Source organism: Streptomyces sp. col6, from assembly GCF_008042035.1.
In the GTDB taxonomy this organism is placed as follows: Bacteria; Actinomycetota; Actinomycetes; order Streptomycetales; family Streptomycetaceae; genus Streptomyces.
This window is the reverse complement of the sequence record NZ_RDBL01000013.1, coordinates 924574-941365: the sequence shown is the minus strand read 5'-3', so window position 1 is coordinate 941365 and position 16792 is coordinate 924574. Positions and strand designations below refer to the sequence as shown.

The window sequence follows — 16792 nt, the reverse complement described above, 5'->3', positions numbered from 1 at the left end:
GATGCCTGCCGGTGCGGCGGTGCTCAGAGCTGGCCGCCGACGAAGACGGTGAGGTCGACGAGACGGTTGGAGTAACCCCACTCGTTGTCGTACCAGCCGAGGATCTTCACCGTGTTGCCCTCCTGGACCATGGTCAGGGAGGAGTCGAAGGTGCAGGACGCCGGGTCGCTGACGATGTCCGAGGACACGATCGGGTCCTCGGTGTAGTACAGGATGCCCTTGAGGTCGCCGTCGTCGGCGGCCTTCTTGAACGCGGCGTTGACCTCGTCCTTCGTGACCTCGCGCTCAAGCGTCACGACCAGGTCGGTGGCCGAGCCGGTCGGGACCGGGACGCGCATCGCGATGCCGTCGAGCTTGCCCTTGAGCTGCGGCAGGACCAGAGCGGTGGCCTTGGCGGCACCGGTCGTGGTCGGGATGATGTTCTCGGCGGCGGCGCGGGCGCGGCGCAGGTCCGAGTGCGGGAAGTCCAGGATGCGCTGGTCGTTCGTGTACGCGTGGACCGTCGTCATGAGGCCCTTGACGATGCCGAAGTTCTCGTCGAGAACCTTGGCCATCGGCGCCACACAGTTGGTCGTGCAGGACGCGTTGGAGATGATGTTGTGCTGGGCGGCGTCGTACTTGTCCTGGTTGACGCCCATCACGATGGTGATGTCCTCGTCCTTGGCCGGAGCCGAGATGAGGACCTTCTTCGCGCCACCGGCGAGGTGCTTCTCGGCGTCGGCCTTCTTGGTGAAGATGCCGGTCGACTCGATGACGATGTCGACGCCCAGCTCACCCCAGGGGATGTCGGCCGGGTTGCGCTCGGAGAGCACCTTGATGGTGTGGCCGTCGACGGTGATGGTGTCGGCGGTGTGGCTGACCTCTGCCTTGAGACGACCCAGGATGGTGTCGTACTTCAGCAGGTGGGCCGTGGTCGCGGTGTCACCCAGGTCGTTGACAGCCACGATCTCGATGTCCGCACCCTGCTCCAGCAGCGCGCGGAAGTAGTTACGACCGATGCGGCCAAAGCCGTTGATGCCTACGCGGATCGTCACGAACCGATCTCCTCGTTAGGTACGCCGGTTTTCGACGCCGGCGAGTTGTATGGGATGTCCCCGACCGCCTACGACCCTACCTCTCCGAAGCCGCCGGGGTGACATCGAGCGGGGCCGTAAGAACGCGGAAAGCCCCTACTCCCCAGTAGGAGCAAGGGCTTCCGGTTGCCCTCGGGCGTTCCCTGCGGCGATTACGCAGCGTCAACGCCCGCGGGCCGACGGGCCGTTCCCCTCGCGGGGCGCGTACCGCCGGTACGGCTCAGCCGACCAGGCCGTCGGCCAGCTCTTCGCTGAGAGTGGATTCCGTGCCGGGGATGCCCAGGTCCTGGGCCCGCTTGTCGGCCATCGCGAGGAGCCGGCGGATACGCCCCGCGACGGCGTCCTTGGTCAGCGGCGGGTCGGCGAGCGCGCCCAGCTCCTCCAGGGAGGCCTGCTTGTGCTCCATGCGCAGCCGGCCGGCCGCCGCCAGGTGCTCCGGGACCTCCTCACCCAGGATCTCCAGCGCACGGCCCACCCGGGCGCCCGCGGCGACCGCGGCCCGCGCCGAGCGGCGCAGGTTCGCGTCGTCGAAGTTGGCGAGGCGGTTGGCCGTGGCGCGGACCTCGCGGCGCATCCGGCGCTCCTCCCAGGCCAGCACCGACTCATGGGCGCCGAGCCGGGTGAGCAGGGCGCCGATGGCGTCGCCGTCGCGGACGACGACACGGTCCACGCCGCGCACCTCGCGGGCCTTCGCGGCGATGGAGAGCCGGCGGGCGGCGCCGACCAGCGCGAGGGCGGCCTCCGGGCCGGGGCAGGTGACCTCCAGCGAGGAGGAGCGGCCGGGCTCGGTGAGCGAGCCGTGCGCCAGGAAGGCCCCGCGCCAGGCGGCCTCCGCGTCGCAGGTGGCCCCCGAGACCACCTGCGGGGGCAGGCCGCGGATGGGGCGGCCCCGGCCGTCGACCAGACCGGTCTGGCGCGCCAGCTGGTCGCCGCCGGCCACCACCCGTACGACGTAGCGCGAACCGCGCCGCAGTCCTCCGGGTGCCATCACGATCAGCTCCGAGCTGTGCCCGAAGATCTCCAGGATGTCCCGCTTGAGCCGGCGCGCCGCCATCGCGGTGTCCAGCTCCGCCTCGATCACGATCCGGCCGCTCACCAGGTGGAGGCCACCCGCGAACCGAAGAATCGCCGAGACCTCCGCCTTCCTGCAGCAGGTCCGGGTCACGGGAAGCCGAGAGACTTCGTCCTTCACCGCCGGCGTCATCGCCATGGGCCGATCCTTCCATGCATCCGAAAAATACGGTCGTACGCGGCGGCCAACAGCTCCGGATCATGGATCGGAACGCCGTCGGGTGAGGCCACGGGCGCCAGCTCGACCGCGGCGCCGAGCCGCTTTGCTGCGTCGGCGAGGGACTCGCGGTCGGGCACGGCGGCCTCGTCGGCCAGCACCACGTCCAAGGCGAGTTTAGGGGCGTGTCGTCCCAAAACCTCCAAATGACGCTGCGGTGAGAAGCCTTCTGTTTCGCCGGGCTGCGGCGCGAGATTCAGCGAGAGGACCTTGCGGGCCTTCGTCTCGATCAGCGCGTCCAGCAGTTCGGGGACGAGCAGGTGCGGGATGACCGAGGAGAACCAGGAGCCGGGGCCGAGGACCACCCAGTCCGCGTCCCGGACGGCGGCGACCGCCTCGGGAACGGCCGGCGGGTCGGCCGGGACCACGTGCACGGACTGCACCTCGCCCGGGGTGAGGGCGACGGTGGCCTGGCCGCGGACGGTGTCCACGTCGTCCGGGCGCTCGGGGTCGTGGCCCTTGACGAGGGCCTGGAGCTCCAGCGGCACGGCGGACATGGGCAGCACCCGGCCGTGCGCGCCGAGGAGCTTGCCGACCAGGTCCAGGGCCTGGACGTGGTCGCCGAGCTGTTCCCACAGGGCGACGATGAGCAGATTGCCGACCGCGTGTTCGTGCAGGTCGCCCTTGGACTGGAAGCGGTGCTGGATGACCTGGGCCCAGGTCCGGCCCCACTCGTCGTCGCCGCACAGGGCGGCCAGCGCCTTGCGCAGGTCGCCGGGGGGCAGGACGCCCAGCTCCTCGCGCAGCCGCCCGCTGGAGCCTCCGTCGTCGGCGACGGTGACCACGGCGGTCAGGTCACCGGTGATCCGCCGCAGCGCGGTGAGGGAGGCGGACAGGCCCATGCCGCCGCCGAGGGCGACGACCTTGGGCTGGGCGCCGCGCTTGCGCACGGAGAGCGTGGGCGCCGCTCCCCGCAGCCGGCGCAGGCGCAGATTGCGACTGGTCACTCGCGCCCCATGTCCCTGTGTACGAGCACGGTCTCGATCCCCTCCGTGGCGAGCCGGGCCGCCAGCTTCTCCGACATGGCCACCGAGCGGTGCTTGCCGCCCGTGCAGCCCACCGCGATGGTCACATAGCGCTTGCCCTCGCGGCGGTAGCCCGCGGCAACGAGCTGGAGCAGTTCGGTGTACTGGTTGAGGAACTCCTTGGCGCCCGGCTGGTCGAAGACGTACGCGGACACCTCCTCGTTGAGCCCGGTGAAGGGGCGCAGCTCCGGGACCCAGTGCGGGTTGGGCAGGAAGCGGCAGTCCACCACCAGGTCGGCGTCGACCGGCAGGCCGTACTTGAAGCCGAACGACATCACCGTGGCGCGCAGCTCCGGCTCCTCGTCGCCGGCGAACTGGGCGTCCATCTTGGCGCGCAGCTCGTGCACGTTGAGGCTGGAGGTGTCGATCACCAGGTCGGCGTCGCCGCGCAGCTCGCGCAGCAGGTCGCGCTCGGCGGCGATGCCGTCGACGATGCGGCCGTCGCCCTGGAGGGGGTGCGGGCGGCGGACCGACTCGAAGCGGCGGACCAGCGCGTCGTCGGAGGACTCCAGGAAGACCACCCGGCGGGTGACGCCCTTGGCGTCCAGGTCGGCGAGGGATTCGCGCAGGTTGTCGAAGAAGCGGCGGCCGCGTACGTCGACGACGACGGCGATCCGGGCCACGTTGCCCTGGGAGCGGGCGCCGAGCTCCACCATGGTGGGGATCAGCGCGGGCGGCAGGTTGTCGACGACGAACCAGCCGAGGTCCTCCAGACACTTGGCGGCGGTGCTGCGTCCGGCGCCGGACATCCCGGAGATGATCACCAGCTCCGGGATGGCCGCCCCGGTGTCGCCCGTCTCGGTCGAGGTGCCCGTACTCACGTGTGCTGCTCCGTCTGCTCGGTCGGTGCGGTCGTGCTCGTGTGCGTGTTCGTGCTCGGTCATGTCGTGCTGCCCCCGTCGTCCTCTTCCATGATCTCTCCTGTGGCCGTGTTCACGGCGGGTGCGGCCGGGGCGGCCGCCGCGAGGGCGACGGCCACGGACTCCGCGGTCCTGCGGCCTATCCCGGGCACCTCACAGATCTCGTCGATTGTCGCCTGCCGCAGCTTCTTGACGGAGCCGAAATGCTTGATCAGGGCCTGTTTCCGGGTGTCGCCGAGGCCGGCGACGGCGTCCAGGGGGCTGGAGCGGATGCGCTTGGCCCGCTTGGCGCGCTGGTAGGTGATGGCGAAGCGGTGCGCCTCGTCGCGGACGCGCTGGAGGAGGTAGAGGCCCTCGCTGGAGCGGGGCAGGACCACCGGGTCGTCGTCATCGGGCAGCCAGACCTCTTCGAGGCGCTTGGCGAGGCCGCAGACCGCGATGTCGTCGATGCCCAGCTCGTCCAGGGCCCGCTTGGCGGCGGCCACCTGCGGCTGCCCGCCGTCGACGACGAGGAGCTGCGGCGGGTACGCGAACCGCTTGGGGCGTCCGTCGTCCTCGCGGGACTCGCCGTCGGCCGGGGCGCTCCCGTCGCCGGGGACGGCGTCGGGGGCCGGGACCGGGCCGGAGACGGCGGGCCCCGCCGGGACCGGGCCCGTGGCGGCCGGGGTCTCCTCCCACTCCCCCGTGCGCTCCTTCTCCTGGAGGTAGCGGCGGAAGCGGCGGCTGATCACCTCGTGCATCGAGCGGACGTCGTCCTGGCCCTCGAAGCCCTTGATCTGGAAGCGGCGGTACTCCCCCTTGCGGGCGAGGCCGTCCTCGAAGACCACCATGGAGGCCACGACGTCGTCGCCCTGGAGATGGGAGATGTCGAAGCACTCGATGCGCAGCGGGGCGGTGTCCAGGCCCAGGGCCTCGGCGATCTCCTCCAGGGCCCGGGAGCGGGTGGTGAGGTCGGAGGCGCGCTTGGTCTTGTGCAGTCCGAGCGCCTGCTGGGCGTTGCGCTGGACCGTGACCATCAGGTCCTTCTTGTCGCCGCGCTGCGGGATGCGCAGGCTGACCTGGGAGCCGCGCCGGTCCGCGAGCCACTGGGACACCGCGTCGGGGTCCTCGGGAAGCGCCGGGACCAGGACCTCCTTGGGGACGGCGTCGCCGCTCTCCTCCCCGTACAGCTGCTGGAGGGCGTGCTCCACGAGGCCGGAGGTGTCGACGTTCTCCACCTTGTCGGTGACCCAGCCGCGCTGGCCGCGCACCCGGCCGCCGCGGACGTGGAAGATCTGGACGGCGGCCTCCAGCTCGTCCTCGGCGACCGCGATGAGGTCGGCGTCGGTGGCGTCGGCGAGGACGACCGCGCTCTTCTCCATCGCGCGCTTGAGCGCCTCGACGTCGTCGCGCAGCCGCGCGGCCCGCTCGTACTCCATCTCCTCGGCCGCCGCCATCATGTCCTTCTCCAGGCGGCGGATGTACGTACCGGTGCGGCCGGCCATGAAGTCGCAGAAGTCGTCGGCCAGTTCGCGGTGTTCCTCGGGGGTGACGCGACCGACGCAGGGGGCCGAGCACTTGCCGATGTAGCCGAGGAGGCAGGGGCGGCCGGTGCGCGCGGCGTTCTTGAAGACGCCCGCGGAGCACGTACGGACGGGGAAGACGCGGAGCATCAGGTCGACCGTTTCGCGGATCGCCCAGGCGTGTCCGTAGGGGCCGAAGTAGCGCACGCCCTTCTTCTTGGCGCCGCGCATCACCTGGACGCGGGGGAACTCCTCGTTCAGCGTGACCGCGAGGTACGGATAGCTCTTGTCATCGCGGTACTTGACGTTGAACCGGGGGTCGAACTCCTTGATCCAGGAGTACTCCAGCTGGAGCGCCTCGACCTCGGTGGACACCACGGTCCACTCCACGGAGGCGGCCGTGGTCACCATCGTGCGCGTGCGCGGATGCAGACCGGCCAGGTCCTGGAAGTAGTTGGCCAGGCGCTGGCGCAGGTTCTTGGCCTTCCCGACGTAGATCACCCGGCGGTGCTCGTCGCGGAATTTGTAGACCCCCGGGGAGTCGGGGATCTGTCCCGGCCTGGGGCGGTAGCTGGAGGGGTCTGCCATGCCTCCCACCCTACTTGCGGGCAGTGACAGCGCGGGGTCGGGGGGCCGGCGGGTCAGCCGGTCCGGCGGCGGCTCCTGAGGCGCAGCGCGGTGACTCCGCACAGGGCGAGCACGGCGAGGGCGCCGCCCGCGGCCGCCAGGGAACCGGCGGTCAGCGCGGTCCCGGTGGTGGAGGACGCGGCGATGGCGGGGCCGGAGCGCGCCTTCGCCCCGGGCCCGTAGCCGCCGGCCTCGCCCTTGCGGGCGTAGGCGGAGCCGGGGAGCTTGTCGGCGTAGGCCGCGTGGACCCGGGTGCGGTAGGCGGACAGGCTCGTCCCCTGCTTGCCGACCGCCCGGACGGCGTCCTGGTCGAGCGGGAGGACCCGGTCGCCCTTCTGCACGTACCAGGCGTCGATCTGGGGCTCGTGGAAGACGGTGCCGCCGGGCAGCTTGCGGGCGCCCGCCGCGGTGTAGCGGGCCTCGTCGTCGCCGGTGGCGATGTTCACCACCTGCCAGGCGCCGTCCTTGCCGGGCTCGGGCAGCGTCCACAGGGACGCCTTCTGCCCGTCCGAGGAGACCGCCGTGCTGGCCAGGTAGTCCAGCGAGGAGACCGCGGCTCCGGGCTCACCCGCGACGAACTGTGCCGACAGGGTGCGTACGGGGACGGCGGCGCCCTGGATGCGGGGCGCGGCCTCCGCCTCGGCGACGGTGCCCTCCCGGGCGAAGAACCGGGACAGCGTGTCCAGGGTGGTGGCGTCGGTGGCCGCGTCGTGGGCCGCCGCCAGGGCGGCGGGGCCGGCCGAGGGGCCGTCGGCGGCGGCCGCCTGCGGGGCGGCGGAGAGCAGGGCCGCGCCGGCGAGCACACCGGCGGCGGCCAGGGCCGCGGCGAGTGAGCGGGCCGGGGAACTGGTGGAGGTCATGCCGTCACGCCCCGATCCGGTAGAGCGAGTGGGTCCAGGAGAACTCGCTGTTGTTCACGTACCAGGAGTGGGAGGCCCAGTTGTAGCGGTTGCTGGAGGGCCAGGGGTCGCCCCAGTAGACGAGGCTGTTGGCGTCGTCGTAGCCGTACAGGACATGCATGTGGCCGCCGCCCGAGGACCACTGGATGCGGGTCTCGACCGGGCGTCCGGCGGCTATCTCGGCCTGCACGGTGGGGTAGCGCAGCCAGCCGTTGACGTACGAGCCGGGGCTGATGCCGGCCCAGTACAGCGCGTTCTGGACGTTGTCGAGCGCGGCCTGCGAGTTGGGGCACTCGTAGCCCTGGGCGCGGTTGAAAGCGGCGTTGCAGAACTGGTTCTGGCTGTAATTGCGGCCGTACCAGGTGGCGATGGTGTTGCCGGACGCGGCCCAGCACCAGTTGGTCTTCTGCTGCGCCTGCATCGTGATGTTCAGCCGCTTGGTGGCGGCGAGGGCGGCCGTCGGCGCGGCCGTCGTCCGGCCGGGGACCGCCGCGGCGGTGACGGTACGGCCCTGGAACGCGGCAGTGGTGGTACGGGACTGGTCGGCGGTGGCGGTCGCCGTGGGTGCGGCGAGCAGCAAGGCGGCGAGTACGGCTGTCACCGAAATCCGGGCGGACCGGATTCTTCGGTTGCGCATGGGGTTCCTCCCGGGCGGGGGGTGGGGGTTCCTAGGAGCGCGTCCGGACGCTGTGGAGGAGCATCAACCGTTGTCGGGGACGGGTCAACACGCTTGAATGCGGGTGAACACCGCGGTGTGAACGCCCGGGGCCCCGGTGTGAACGCGCGCCCCCGGCCACCTGCGGGCCGGCACCCGTCGGCGCGGCCCCGTGCCCGGCCGGCGTGAACGTTCACCTGGAGGACCCATGCGGCACACCGAGGCCGAACTGGCGCAGGTGCTGCACACCGGACCGTTCCACCTGGCGCTGCGAACCGCGCTCTCGGTGCGCGGGCTGCCGCTCCAGCGGGTCCGGCACCATCTGGCGCATCGCGGGGTCAAGGTCGGGGTGACCAGCCTGAGTTACTGGCAGCAGGGTGCCCGCCGCCCGCAGCGCCCGGAGTCGCTGCGGGCGGTGAAGGCCCTGGAGGAGGTCCTGGACCTGCCGGTGAACTCGCTGCTCGGGCTGCTGGGCGCCGAGGAGCCCCGCCCGGACGCCGACCGTCCGCCCGCCCGCACCTACCGCTCGCTGGTGGAGGCGTCCGGGGCGGTGGAGCGGCTGCTCGCGGGGATGGAGTCACCGGCGGACGGCGGGCTGCACACCGTGGGCCACCAGGAGCGGGTACGGATCGGGCCGGGGCGCCAGATGCAGTACCGGGCCTCCCAGCATGTGGTGCGCGCCCATCGGGACGGCATCGACCGCTATCTCGCGGTGTACGTCGGCGATCCGGGCTGCGATCCGGCTCAGGTCGCCGTGCACGCCCGGGAGAACTGCCGGACGGGCCGGATCCGCTGGGACCGGGAGACGGGGGTGCTGGTCGCCGAGCTGCTGTTCGACACCCGGCTGCGGGCGGGCGACACGTACCTGTTCGGCTACGGCTTCGAGGACGGTACGGGCGGGCCCTGCGACGAGTACATGCGCGGCTTCACCTTCGGCGGCGGGCAGTACGTGCTCCAGGTCGGGTTCGACGAGGAGGCGCTGCCGGTGCGGTGCCGCAGCTTCGCCCAGGCGTCGGCGGGCGCGCCCCGGGGCGCGCGGGCGGACCTGACGCTGACCGGCCGGCACCGGACCGTGCATCTGGTGGAGCAGGGGGTGCGGCCGGGGCTGGTGGGGATCGACTGGGACTGGGAGTGAGACCGGCGGGCCGGCCGGGGCCGGATCAGGCCTCCGGTCCGGCGACCAGCCTTCCGTCCTCGACGCGGACCGGGACGGAGGGCAGCGGCACGGTCGCGGGGCCGTGCACGGCCTTGCCGGTCGTCGTGTCGAAGCGGCTGCCGTGGCAGGGGCAGTGGCCCTCGTTCTTCTCGACCCGGTCCAGCAGGCAGCCGGCGTGGGTGCACTGGGCGCTGAACGCCTTGAACTCGCCCTTGGCCGGGCAGGCGACGACGACGCGCTGCTCGCGGTAGAGCTTGGACTCGCCGACGGGAATCTCGTCCGGGGTGCCGAGCTCGACGGGGGCGGTGGGGGTCGGCGTCTGGGCGTGGCCGAGCTTCGAGTCGGTCGAGCAGGCGGCCGCCCCCAGCCCGGCGACGCCCGCGAGGGCGGCGCCCTTCAGCACGGTGCGGCGGGCGGCGGGCTGGCCGGACATACGGTCTCCACGGGTCGGGGCGTCAGGGGCAGAGCGGAGGACCGTGCCGGAGCTGCCCGGGGCGGCGGCGGCATCGGTGACGTAAGCGACGATACCGGCGGAGGCGCGCGCCTCCGCGCGCGGCCCGGCCCGGCCGGGTCGGTCGGTCGGTCCGTCGGTCGGTCGGTCGGTCGATCGGCGGAAACGCGGCCCGGGGCGGCGGGGGCGGAAACGCGGCGAGGCGGCGCCCCCTCGCAGGGGTCGCCGCCTCGCACCGTGTGCCCCCGGTGTCAGGCCTTGCGGGCGCGGGCCGTCTTCTTGGCCGCGGGCTTCTTGGCGGCCGTCTTCTTCACCGCGGAGGCCTTGGCCGTCGCCGTCCTCGTCGCCGAGGCGGACTTGGCGGCGGCCGTCTTCTTCGCGGCCTTCTTCCCGACGGGCTTGCGGGCACCCGGCACGGCGGCCTCGCTCACCCGGTCGGCGTCCAGGATGTCCTGGAGGAACTTGCCGGTGTGGCTGGCGGGGACGCCTGCCACGTACTCCGGGGTGCCCTCGGCGATGACCAGGCCGCCGCCGCTGCCGCCCTCGGGGCCCATGTCCACGACCCAGTCGGCGGTCTTGATGACGTCGAGGTTGTGCTCGATGACGATCACCGAGTTCCCCTTGTCGACCAGACCGGACAGCACCTTGATCAGCTTGGAGATGTCCTCGAAGTGCAGACCGGTGGTCGGCTCGTCCAGGACGTAGACCGTGCGGCCGGTGGAGCGCTTCTGGAGCTCGCTGGCGAGCTTGACCCGCTGGGCCTCGCCGCCGGAGAGCGTGGGCGCGGACTGGCCGAGCCGCACGTATCCGAGGCCGACCTCGTTGAGCGTGCGCAGGTGGCGCGCGATGGTGGGGACGGCCTCGAAGAACTCCAGGCCCTCCTCGATCGGCATGTCCAGCACCTCGGCGATGGACTTGCCCTTGTAGTGGACCTCCAGGGTCTCCCGGTTGTAGCGCGCACCGTGGCAGACCTCGCACGGGACGTATACGTCGGGCAGGAAGTTCATCTCGATCTTGATCGTGCCGTCGCCGGAGCAGTTCTCGCAGCGGCCGCCCTTGACGTTGAAGGAGAACCGGCCCGGCAGATAGCCGCGGACCTTGGCCTCCATCGTCTCGGCGAACAGCTTGCGGACGTGGTCGAAGACACCGGTGTACGTGGCCGGGTTGGACCGGGGCGTACGCCCGATGGGCGACTGGTCGACGTGCACCACCTTGTCGACGAGGTCGTCGCCGTCGACCCGGGTGTGCCGGCCGGGCACCGACTTGGCCCCGTTCAGCTCGCGGGCCAGGTGGGTGTAGAGGATGTCGTTGACCAGCGTCGACTTTCCGGAGCCGGAGACGCCGGTGACGGCGGTCAGCACGCCGAGCGGGAAGGAGACGTCGATGTCCCGGAGGTTGTTCTCCCGGGCGCCGTGCACCGTGAGCAGCCGCGAGGGGTCCACTGGACGCCGCACGTCGGGCACGGGGATCGACCGCTTGCCCGTGAGGTACTGGCCGGTGACCGACTTGTCGTTGGCCAGCAGTTCCTTGAGCGAGCCGGAGTGGACTACCTTGCCGCCGTGCTCACCGGCACCGGGGCCGATGTCGACGACCCAGTCGGCGACCTTGATGGTGTCCTCGTCGTGCTCCACGACGATGAGCGTGTTGCCCATGTCGCGGAGGCGGACCAGGGTCTCGATCAGCCGGTGGTTGTCGCGCTGGTGCAGCCCGATGGAGGGCTCGTCGAGCACATAGAGCACGCCGACGAGACCGGAGCCGATCTGGGTGGCGAGCCTGATGCGCTGGGCCTCGCCGCCGGACAGGGTGCCCGCCGCGCGGTTCAGCGAGAGGTAGTCCAGGCCGACGTCGACCAGGAACTTCAGCCGCTCGTTGACCTCCTTGAGGACCCGCTCGGCGATCTTCTTGTCGCGGGCGTTCAGCTTGAGGCGGCCGAGGAACTCGGCGCACTCGCTGATCGACATCGCGGAGACCTCGGCGATGGACTTCTCCATCACCGTGACCGCGAGGACGATCGGCTTGAGCCGGGTGCCCTCGCAGGTCGGGCAGGGGACCTCGCGCATGTACCCCTCGAAGCGCTCCCGGCTGGAGTCGCTCTCGGCCTCGGAGTGCCGCCGCTTGACGAACTGGACGGCGCCCTCGAAGGACGGGGTGGTGTAGGCGCGCTCGCGCCCGTACCGGTTGCGGTAGCGGACCTCGGTCTGGATCTTGTGGCCGTGCAGCAGGGCCTTCTTGGCGCGCTGCGGCAGCCCCGCCCACGGGATGTCCGTGCGGAAGCCGAGGGCTTCGGCCAGGGCGTTGATCTGGCGGCCGAAGTACTCCTTGGTGTGGCCGTGCGACCAGGGGTGGATCGCGCCCTCGTCGAGGGACTTCTCCTCGTCCGGGACGATCAGCTCCGGGTCGACCTCCATGCGCGTACCGATGCCGGTGCAGTCGGGGCAGGCGCCGAACGGGGAGTTGAAGGAGAAGGAGCGCGGCTCCAGCTCCTCGAAGGAGAGGTCGTCGTACGGGCAGTAGAGGTGCTCCGAGTACATCCGCTCGCGCTCGGGGTCGTCCTCGGGGAGGTCGACGAAGTCGAGCACGACCATGCCGCCGGAGAGGCCGAGCGCGGTCTCGACGGAGTCCGTCAGCCGACGCTTGGCGCTGTCCTTCACGGTGAGGCGGTCGATGACCACCTCGATGGTGTGCTTCTCCTGCTTCTTGAGCGCGGGCGGCTCGGAGAGCTGGATGGTCGCGCCGTCCACCCGGGCGCGGCTGTAGCCCTTGGTCTGGAGATCGGAGAACAGGTCGACGAACTCGCCCTTGCGCTCGCGCACCAGCGGCGAGAGCACCTGGAAGCGGCTGCCCTCGGGCAGGCCGAGGACCTTGTCCACGATGGCCTGCGGCGACTGGCGCGAGATCGGGCGGTGGCACTCGGGGCAGTGCGGCTTGCCGATCCTGGCGAAGAGCAGCCGGAGGTAGTCGTAGACCTCCGTGATGGTGCCGACCGTCGAGCGCGGGTTGCGCGAGGTCGACTTCTGGTCGATGGAGACGGCGGGCGACAGACCCTCGATGAAGTCGACGTCCGGCTTGTCCATCTGGCCGAGGAACTGCCGGGCGTACGAGGAGAGCGACTCCACGTAGCGCCGCTGGCCCTCGGCGAAGATCGTGTCGAACGCGAGCGACGACTTGCCCGACCCGGAGAGCCCGGTGAAGACGATGAGGGAGTCGCGGGGGAGGTCGAGCGAGACGTTCTTGAGGTTGTGCTCGCGAGCGCCACGGACGATGAGACGGTCGGCCACGCCGGTCCGCACCTTTCTGGAGAGAAGCGGGGGAACTGAGCCCCTGGCCCAGGTTATGGGGGGCGCCACAGCGGTGTACGAAGCTTTCGACTTCGAGCGTATAGCACGCACATTCGAATTGCGGACGGCTGCGGACTCCTTCACCCGAACGAGTGGTCGGGGCTAGGCTCCGCCCCATGACTGATCATGCGCACGACCTGGCAGCACTGCGTGAAGCGACCGATCGGCTGCTCACCGCCACCGCGAAAATCGACGACGCGGCCCTGGCCGAACCGTCGCGCCTGCCGGGCTGGAGCCGCGGTCATGTCGTCGCGCACCTCTCCCGTAACGCCGACGCCCTCGTAAATGTTCTCCGGGGCCTGCCGATGTACGCAGACAGCGAAACCCGCGACCGTGACATCGAGCGGGACGCCTCCCGGCCGCGGGCGGAGCAGCAGGCCGACCTGACGGCGACCGCGGCCCGCTTCGTCGAGGCGGCCTCGGATCCCGCGGACTGGTCGCGCACGGTGACCCTGCGCAACGGCGTGACGGACTCGGCCTCCCGGGTGCCCTTCCGGCGCCGCGTCGAGGTGGAGCTGCATCACGTCGACCTGAACGTGGGCTACGAGCTGGAGGATCTGCCGGACGAGTTCGTCGCGCGGGAGATCGACTTCCTGGCCGAGCGGTTCGGCGGGCACCCCGACGTCGTGTCGACGGGGCTGGCCGACGACACCGGGCGCCTCTGGACGACCGGAGGCGGCGCGGAGGGCGGGCCCGTCGCGGTCCGGGGCACGGCCGCCGAGCTGGTGGGATGGCTCAGCGGGCGGCGCGACGGCGCGGCGCTGACGGTCGAGGGCGGAACGCTTCCGGCGCTGCCCCCGCTATAGGCTGACGTACATGACGTACAGCGGAGCGGTGAGGGTCGGCGGGCCCGCCGACGTGCACGAACTGACGGATCTGATGATCTCGAAGGTCGCCGTCGGCCCGATGGACAACAACGCCTATCTGCTGCGCTGCCGGGCCACCGGCGAGCAGCTGCTGATCGACGCGGCCGCCGACGCCGGGACGCTGCTGCGGCTGATCGGTGACGACTCGATCGTCTCGGTCGTCACCACCCACCGGCACCGCGACCACTGGACGGCACTGGCCGAGGTGGTCGCGGCCACCGGGGCCCGCACCTACGCCGGGCGGTACGACGCCGAGGGCGTCGAGGTACCGACGGAGGTGCTCGTCGAGGACGGCGACACCATCCGGGTGGGTGAGATGGCGCTCACCGCCCGCCACCTCACCGGGCACACCCCGGGCTCGATCACGCTCCTGTACGACGACCCGCACGGCCCGCCGCACCTGTTCACCGGGGACTGCCTCTTCCCCGGCGGAGTCGGCAACACGCACAAGGACCCCGAGGCGTTCGCGAGCCTGCTGCACGACGTGGAGACCAAGCTCTTCGCCCCGCTGCCCGACGAGACCTGGGTCTACCCGGGCCACGGGCGCGACACCACGCTGGGGGACGAACGTCCCCACCTGTCCGAGTGGCGCGCCCGGGGCTGGTGAGCGGGGCCGCTAGACGCGGTCTCCGGCCTTTTCGCGGGCCTCTGCCTCGGCCTGCTTCTTACTGGCCATCAGGCTGGTGATCGTGGTGATCACCAGCACCCCGCAGATGACACCGAGCGAGACCGGGATGGAGATCTCGGGGACGTGCACCCCGGACTCGTGCAGTGCGTGCAGCACCAGCTTGACGCCGATGAAGCCGAGGATCACCGACAGCCCGTAGCTGAGGTGGACCAGCTTCTTCAGCAGACCGCCGATCAGGAAGTACAGCTGCCGCAGACCCATCAGGGCGAACGCGTTGGCGGTGAAGACGATGTACGGGTCCTGGGTGAGGCCGAAGATCGCCGGAATGGAGTCCAGCGCGAACAGCACGTCCGTGGTGCCGATGGCGAGCATGACGACCATCAGGGGGGTCATGACGCGCTTGCCGTTGTTGCGGATGAAGAGCTTCGTGCCGTGGTACCGGTCGGCGACGCCGAAGCGGCGCTCGATGTTCTTCAGGAGGCGGTTCTCCTCGAACTCCTCGTCCTCCTCGTCGGCCCGCGCCTCCTGGATGAGCTTCCAGGCGGTGTAGATCAGGAACGCGCCGAAGATGTAGAAGACCCACGAGAAGTTGGCGATGACCGCGGCGCCGGCGGCGATGAAGATCGCCCGCAGCACCAGTGCGATCAGCACACCGATCAGCAGCACCCGCTGCTGGAGGTGGGAGGGCACCGAGAACTTCGCCATGATCAGCACGAAGACGAAGAGGTTGTCGACGCTGAGCGACTTCTCGGTGATGTAGCCCGCGAAGAACTCGCCCGAGGCCTGGCTCTCACCGGCCACGAGCAGCGCGAGCCCGAAGAGGGCGGCCAGCACGATCCAGACGATCGTCCAGATCCCGGCTTCCTTGGTCGACACGTCATGGGGCTTGCGCCCGATGAAGAAGTCGACGGCGATGAGGGCGCACAGACCAAGGATGGTCAGCGCCCAGAGGGTCCATGAAACGTCCACTGCGCCTCCGGCAGTTCGCTACGGGCTACTGATCAGCGTCGTCGCTGCCGGAGGTCTCTTCCACCCGGACACGCGGGCTGCGCGCCTGGGCCGACGCCCCGGGACCGGTCACAGTCCGTACTGACGGGAACGCCGCGTATGGGAGTACTCCCCTCCGCTCCATGAACGGTACAGGAAATACCAAAGAAAGGTAAAGAGAAACCTAAAGAATCCCCAAAGGGCCAGGTCAGGGGCTGTTTGCCAAGAGCTTTACGAGGGTCGGCCGGTCAACGGCCCCCGGTGCGACGGGCATGGGCCACCCGGGCCAGCACCTGGTCCAGGACCGCGCTGCCCGGCGGCGTCCGCGGCGGTTCGTACGTCCACGCGTGACCGACCCAGGGGTCGGCCAGATGGTCGTCGGCGACCGGGGTGACCCGCAGCAGCGAACGCCACAGCGGGTCGAGGATCGGGCCGTACTCGGAGGCCTCCTCCCGGTCCGCGACCATCATCAGATGGACGCCCACGGAGGGGCCCTCGTCGGCGAGGTAGCGCAGCTGGGTGACCGCGCGGTCGTCGAAGCCGTGCGGGAAGTCGTTGACGATCAGCAGCTGCTCGGCCGGGTCCAGGTCCGGCGGCAGCGAGTCGGCGGCGCCCGCCCGGATCGCCATCTGCACCAGGTCCACCCGCCGGGTGAGGTGGGCGAGGACCGTCGAGACGCCCTGTGCCCCGGTCGCGGGCGGCGACGGCAGGACGCCGGACCGGACCAGCGGCGCGAGCGCCCCGGCGGCCGAGCCGGCCGGGTCGATGACGTGGACCGTGAACTCGTTCGGCGGGTAGACGGCCAGCAGCCGCGCCGCGTGCAGCACGGCGGTCTCCATCGCGAGCCGGCGCAGCTGGTCCGTGCCGGCCAGTACGGCGGCCTCGGAGGCGGTGCGCCCGCTGTCGATCCACATGCCCCGTTCCAGCGGCAGCCGGACGAGCAGCGGGATGCGCAGGTCGGTGCTCTCGGGCAGGTGGAGGTCGCCGATCCGCAGCGCCATGGGGATCTCCATCGGCACCTGGTAACCGTGCCAGACGGGGTTGTCCCAGCCCGCGTAGGAGGCCGGGAGCGCGGGCTCAACGACGGCGGACTCGGCGGCCAGCTGGGCGAGGTCGCGGTCCAGCGACTCCCGGGCGCGGGCGGTCAGCTCGTCGCGCTTGGCGCGGGCCTCCTCGCGGGCCCGGTCGCCCGCGCCCCCGATGCGGCTGCGCGGGTCGGACAGGGTCCGCTCCAGCTCCTGGTCCATCCGGGACTCGGCGAAGTCGACGGCGCTGCGGTACGCGGCGGCGGCACGGGCCAGGTCCTCGAACATGCCCCACACCTGGTTGTACAGGCGCTCGTCCATGGACCAGCCGGTCGCGTCACCCGCCACGGGCTGGGCGGGCCGGCCCGGCTCGGCCGGCCCGCCCAGCCCGTGGCGGGTGACGCGACCGGCT

Annotated in this window: 13 protein-coding genes and 1 pseudogene; 3 read left to right on the top strand and 11 right to left on the bottom strand. The window is 71.2% G+C overall.

What is annotated here, in order from left to right:
* Positions 1–23: 23 nt before the first annotated feature.
* From gap to EAO73_RS20845, 7 genes are all read right to left on the bottom strand, one after another.
* Positions 24–1034, bottom strand: coding sequence for a type I glyceraldehyde-3-phosphate dehydrogenase (gene gap, locus EAO73_RS20875; RefSeq protein WP_147973008.1), 1011 nt, complete (start codon positions 1032–1034; stop codon positions 24–26).
* 259 nt (positions 1035–1293) lie between these two features.
* The gene (gene whiA, locus EAO73_RS20870) at positions 1294–2283 is read right to left on the bottom strand and encodes a DNA-binding protein WhiA (RefSeq protein WP_018104603.1); all 990 of its coding nucleotides are present in this window, start codon (positions 2281–2283) and stop codon (positions 1294–1296) included.
* Entirely contained in the window at positions 2274–3308 is a 1035-nt protein-coding gene (locus EAO73_RS20865; protein ID WP_147973007.1) for a gluconeogenesis factor YvcK family protein, read from the bottom strand. Before EAO73_RS20865 ends, whiA begins: the two co-directional genes overlap by 10 nt.
* Positions 3305–4270 (bottom strand): RNase adapter RapZ, encoded by a 966-nt coding sequence (gene rapZ, locus EAO73_RS20860; RefSeq protein WP_147973006.1) that lies wholly within the window; start codon positions 4268–4270, stop codon positions 3305–3307. The genes EAO73_RS20865 and rapZ overlap by 4 nt, the downstream gene beginning before the upstream one ends.
* Positions 4267–6336 (bottom strand): excinuclease ABC subunit UvrC, encoded by a 2070-nt coding sequence (gene uvrC, locus EAO73_RS20855; RefSeq protein ID WP_147973005.1) that lies wholly within the window; start codon positions 6334–6336, stop codon positions 4267–4269. The genes rapZ and uvrC overlap by 4 nt, the downstream gene beginning before the upstream one ends.
* Before the next feature lie 53 nt (positions 6337–6389).
* The gene (locus EAO73_RS20850; RefSeq protein ID WP_147973004.1) at positions 6390–7235 is read right to left on the bottom strand and encodes a hypothetical protein; all 846 of its coding nucleotides are present in this window, start codon (positions 7233–7235) and stop codon (positions 6390–6392) included.
* A 4-nt stretch (positions 7236–7239) separates the two neighbouring features.
* The gene (locus EAO73_RS20845) at positions 7240–7911 is read right to left on the bottom strand and encodes a papain-like cysteine protease family protein (RefSeq protein WP_147973003.1); all 672 of its coding nucleotides are present in this window, start codon (positions 7909–7911) and stop codon (positions 7240–7242) included.
* Positions 7912–8137: 226 nt separating this feature from the next.
* Here EAO73_RS20845 and EAO73_RS20840 point away from each other — a divergent pair, with 226 nt between their 5' ends.
* Positions 8138–9064 (top strand): hypothetical protein, encoded by a 927-nt coding sequence (locus tag EAO73_RS20840; protein ID WP_147973002.1) that lies wholly within the window; start codon positions 8138–8140, stop codon positions 9062–9064.
* A 25-nt stretch (positions 9065–9089) separates the two neighbouring features.
* On the opposite strand, the gene EAO73_RS20835 is transcribed toward EAO73_RS20840, so the two are convergent.
* Positions 9090–9518, bottom strand: coding sequence for a Rieske (2Fe-2S) protein (locus EAO73_RS20835; protein ID WP_147973001.1), 429 nt, complete (start codon positions 9516–9518; stop codon positions 9090–9092).
* A gap of 269 nt (positions 9519–9787) precedes the next feature.
* A complete protein-coding gene (gene uvrA / locus EAO73_RS20830; RefSeq protein ID WP_147973000.1) occupies positions 9788–12814 on the bottom strand; it encodes an excinuclease ABC subunit UvrA in 3027 nt (1008 codons plus the stop codon).
* 176 nt (positions 12815–12990) lie between these two features.
* Between uvrA and EAO73_RS20825 the strand changes: the two genes are divergently transcribed.
* Together EAO73_RS20825 and EAO73_RS20820 are read left to right on the top strand one after the other, a co-directional pair.
* Complete coding sequence (locus tag EAO73_RS20825) at positions 12991–13680, top strand: maleylpyruvate isomerase family mycothiol-dependent enzyme (RefSeq protein WP_147972999.1); 690 nt, start codon at positions 12991–12993, stop codon at positions 13678–13680.
* Between the two features lie 10 nt (positions 13681–13690).
* Positions 13691–14347, top strand: a complete 657-nt coding sequence (locus tag EAO73_RS20820) for an MBL fold metallo-hydrolase (protein ID WP_147972998.1) — start codon at positions 13691–13693, stop codon at positions 14345–14347.
* Positions 14348–14356: 9 nt separating this feature from the next.
* Here the strand turns inward: EAO73_RS20820 and EAO73_RS20815 are convergent, their stop codons facing one another.
* Positions 14357–15337: a TerC family protein gene (locus tag EAO73_RS20815; RefSeq protein ID WP_147972997.1), complete on the bottom strand. Its 981-nt coding sequence runs from the start codon at positions 15335–15337 to the stop codon at positions 14357–14359.
* Between the two features lie 266 nt (positions 15338–15603).
* Positions 15604–16792: pseudogene (locus EAO73_RS20810) on the bottom strand (export associated protein); the annotation flags it as partial.

Coding starts and splice junctions, on each gene's coding strand:
- whiA (WP_018104603.1), bottom strand. CDS start 2,283: ATGGCGATGACGCCGGCGGTGAAGGACGAAGTCTCTCGGCTTCCCGTG.
- rapZ (WP_147973006.1), bottom strand. CDS start 4,270: ATGACCGAGCACGAACACGCACACGAGCACGACCGCACCGACCGAGCA.
- uvrC (WP_147973005.1), bottom strand. CDS start 6,336: ATGGCAGACCCCTCCAGCTACCGCCCCAGGCCGGGACAGATCCCCGAC.
- EAO73_RS20850 (WP_147973004.1), bottom strand. CDS start 7,235: ATGACCTCCACCAGTTCCCCGGCCCGCTCACTCGCCGCGGCCCTGGCC.
- EAO73_RS20845 (WP_147973003.1), bottom strand. CDS start 7,911: ATGCGCAACCGAAGAATCCGGTCCGCCCGGATTTCGGTGACAGCCGTA.
- EAO73_RS20840 (WP_147973002.1), top strand. CDS start 8,138: ATGCGGCACACCGAGGCCGAACTGGCGCAGGTGCTGCACACCGGACCG.
- EAO73_RS20835 (WP_147973001.1), bottom strand. CDS start 9,518: ATGTCCGGCCAGCCCGCCGCCCGCCGCACCGTGCTGAAGGGCGCCGCC.
- EAO73_RS20825 (WP_147972999.1), top strand. CDS start 12,991: ATGACTGATCATGCGCACGACCTGGCAGCACTGCGTGAAGCGACCGAT.
- EAO73_RS20820 (WP_147972998.1), top strand. CDS start 13,691: ATGACGTACAGCGGAGCGGTGAGGGTCGGCGGGCCCGCCGACGTGCAC.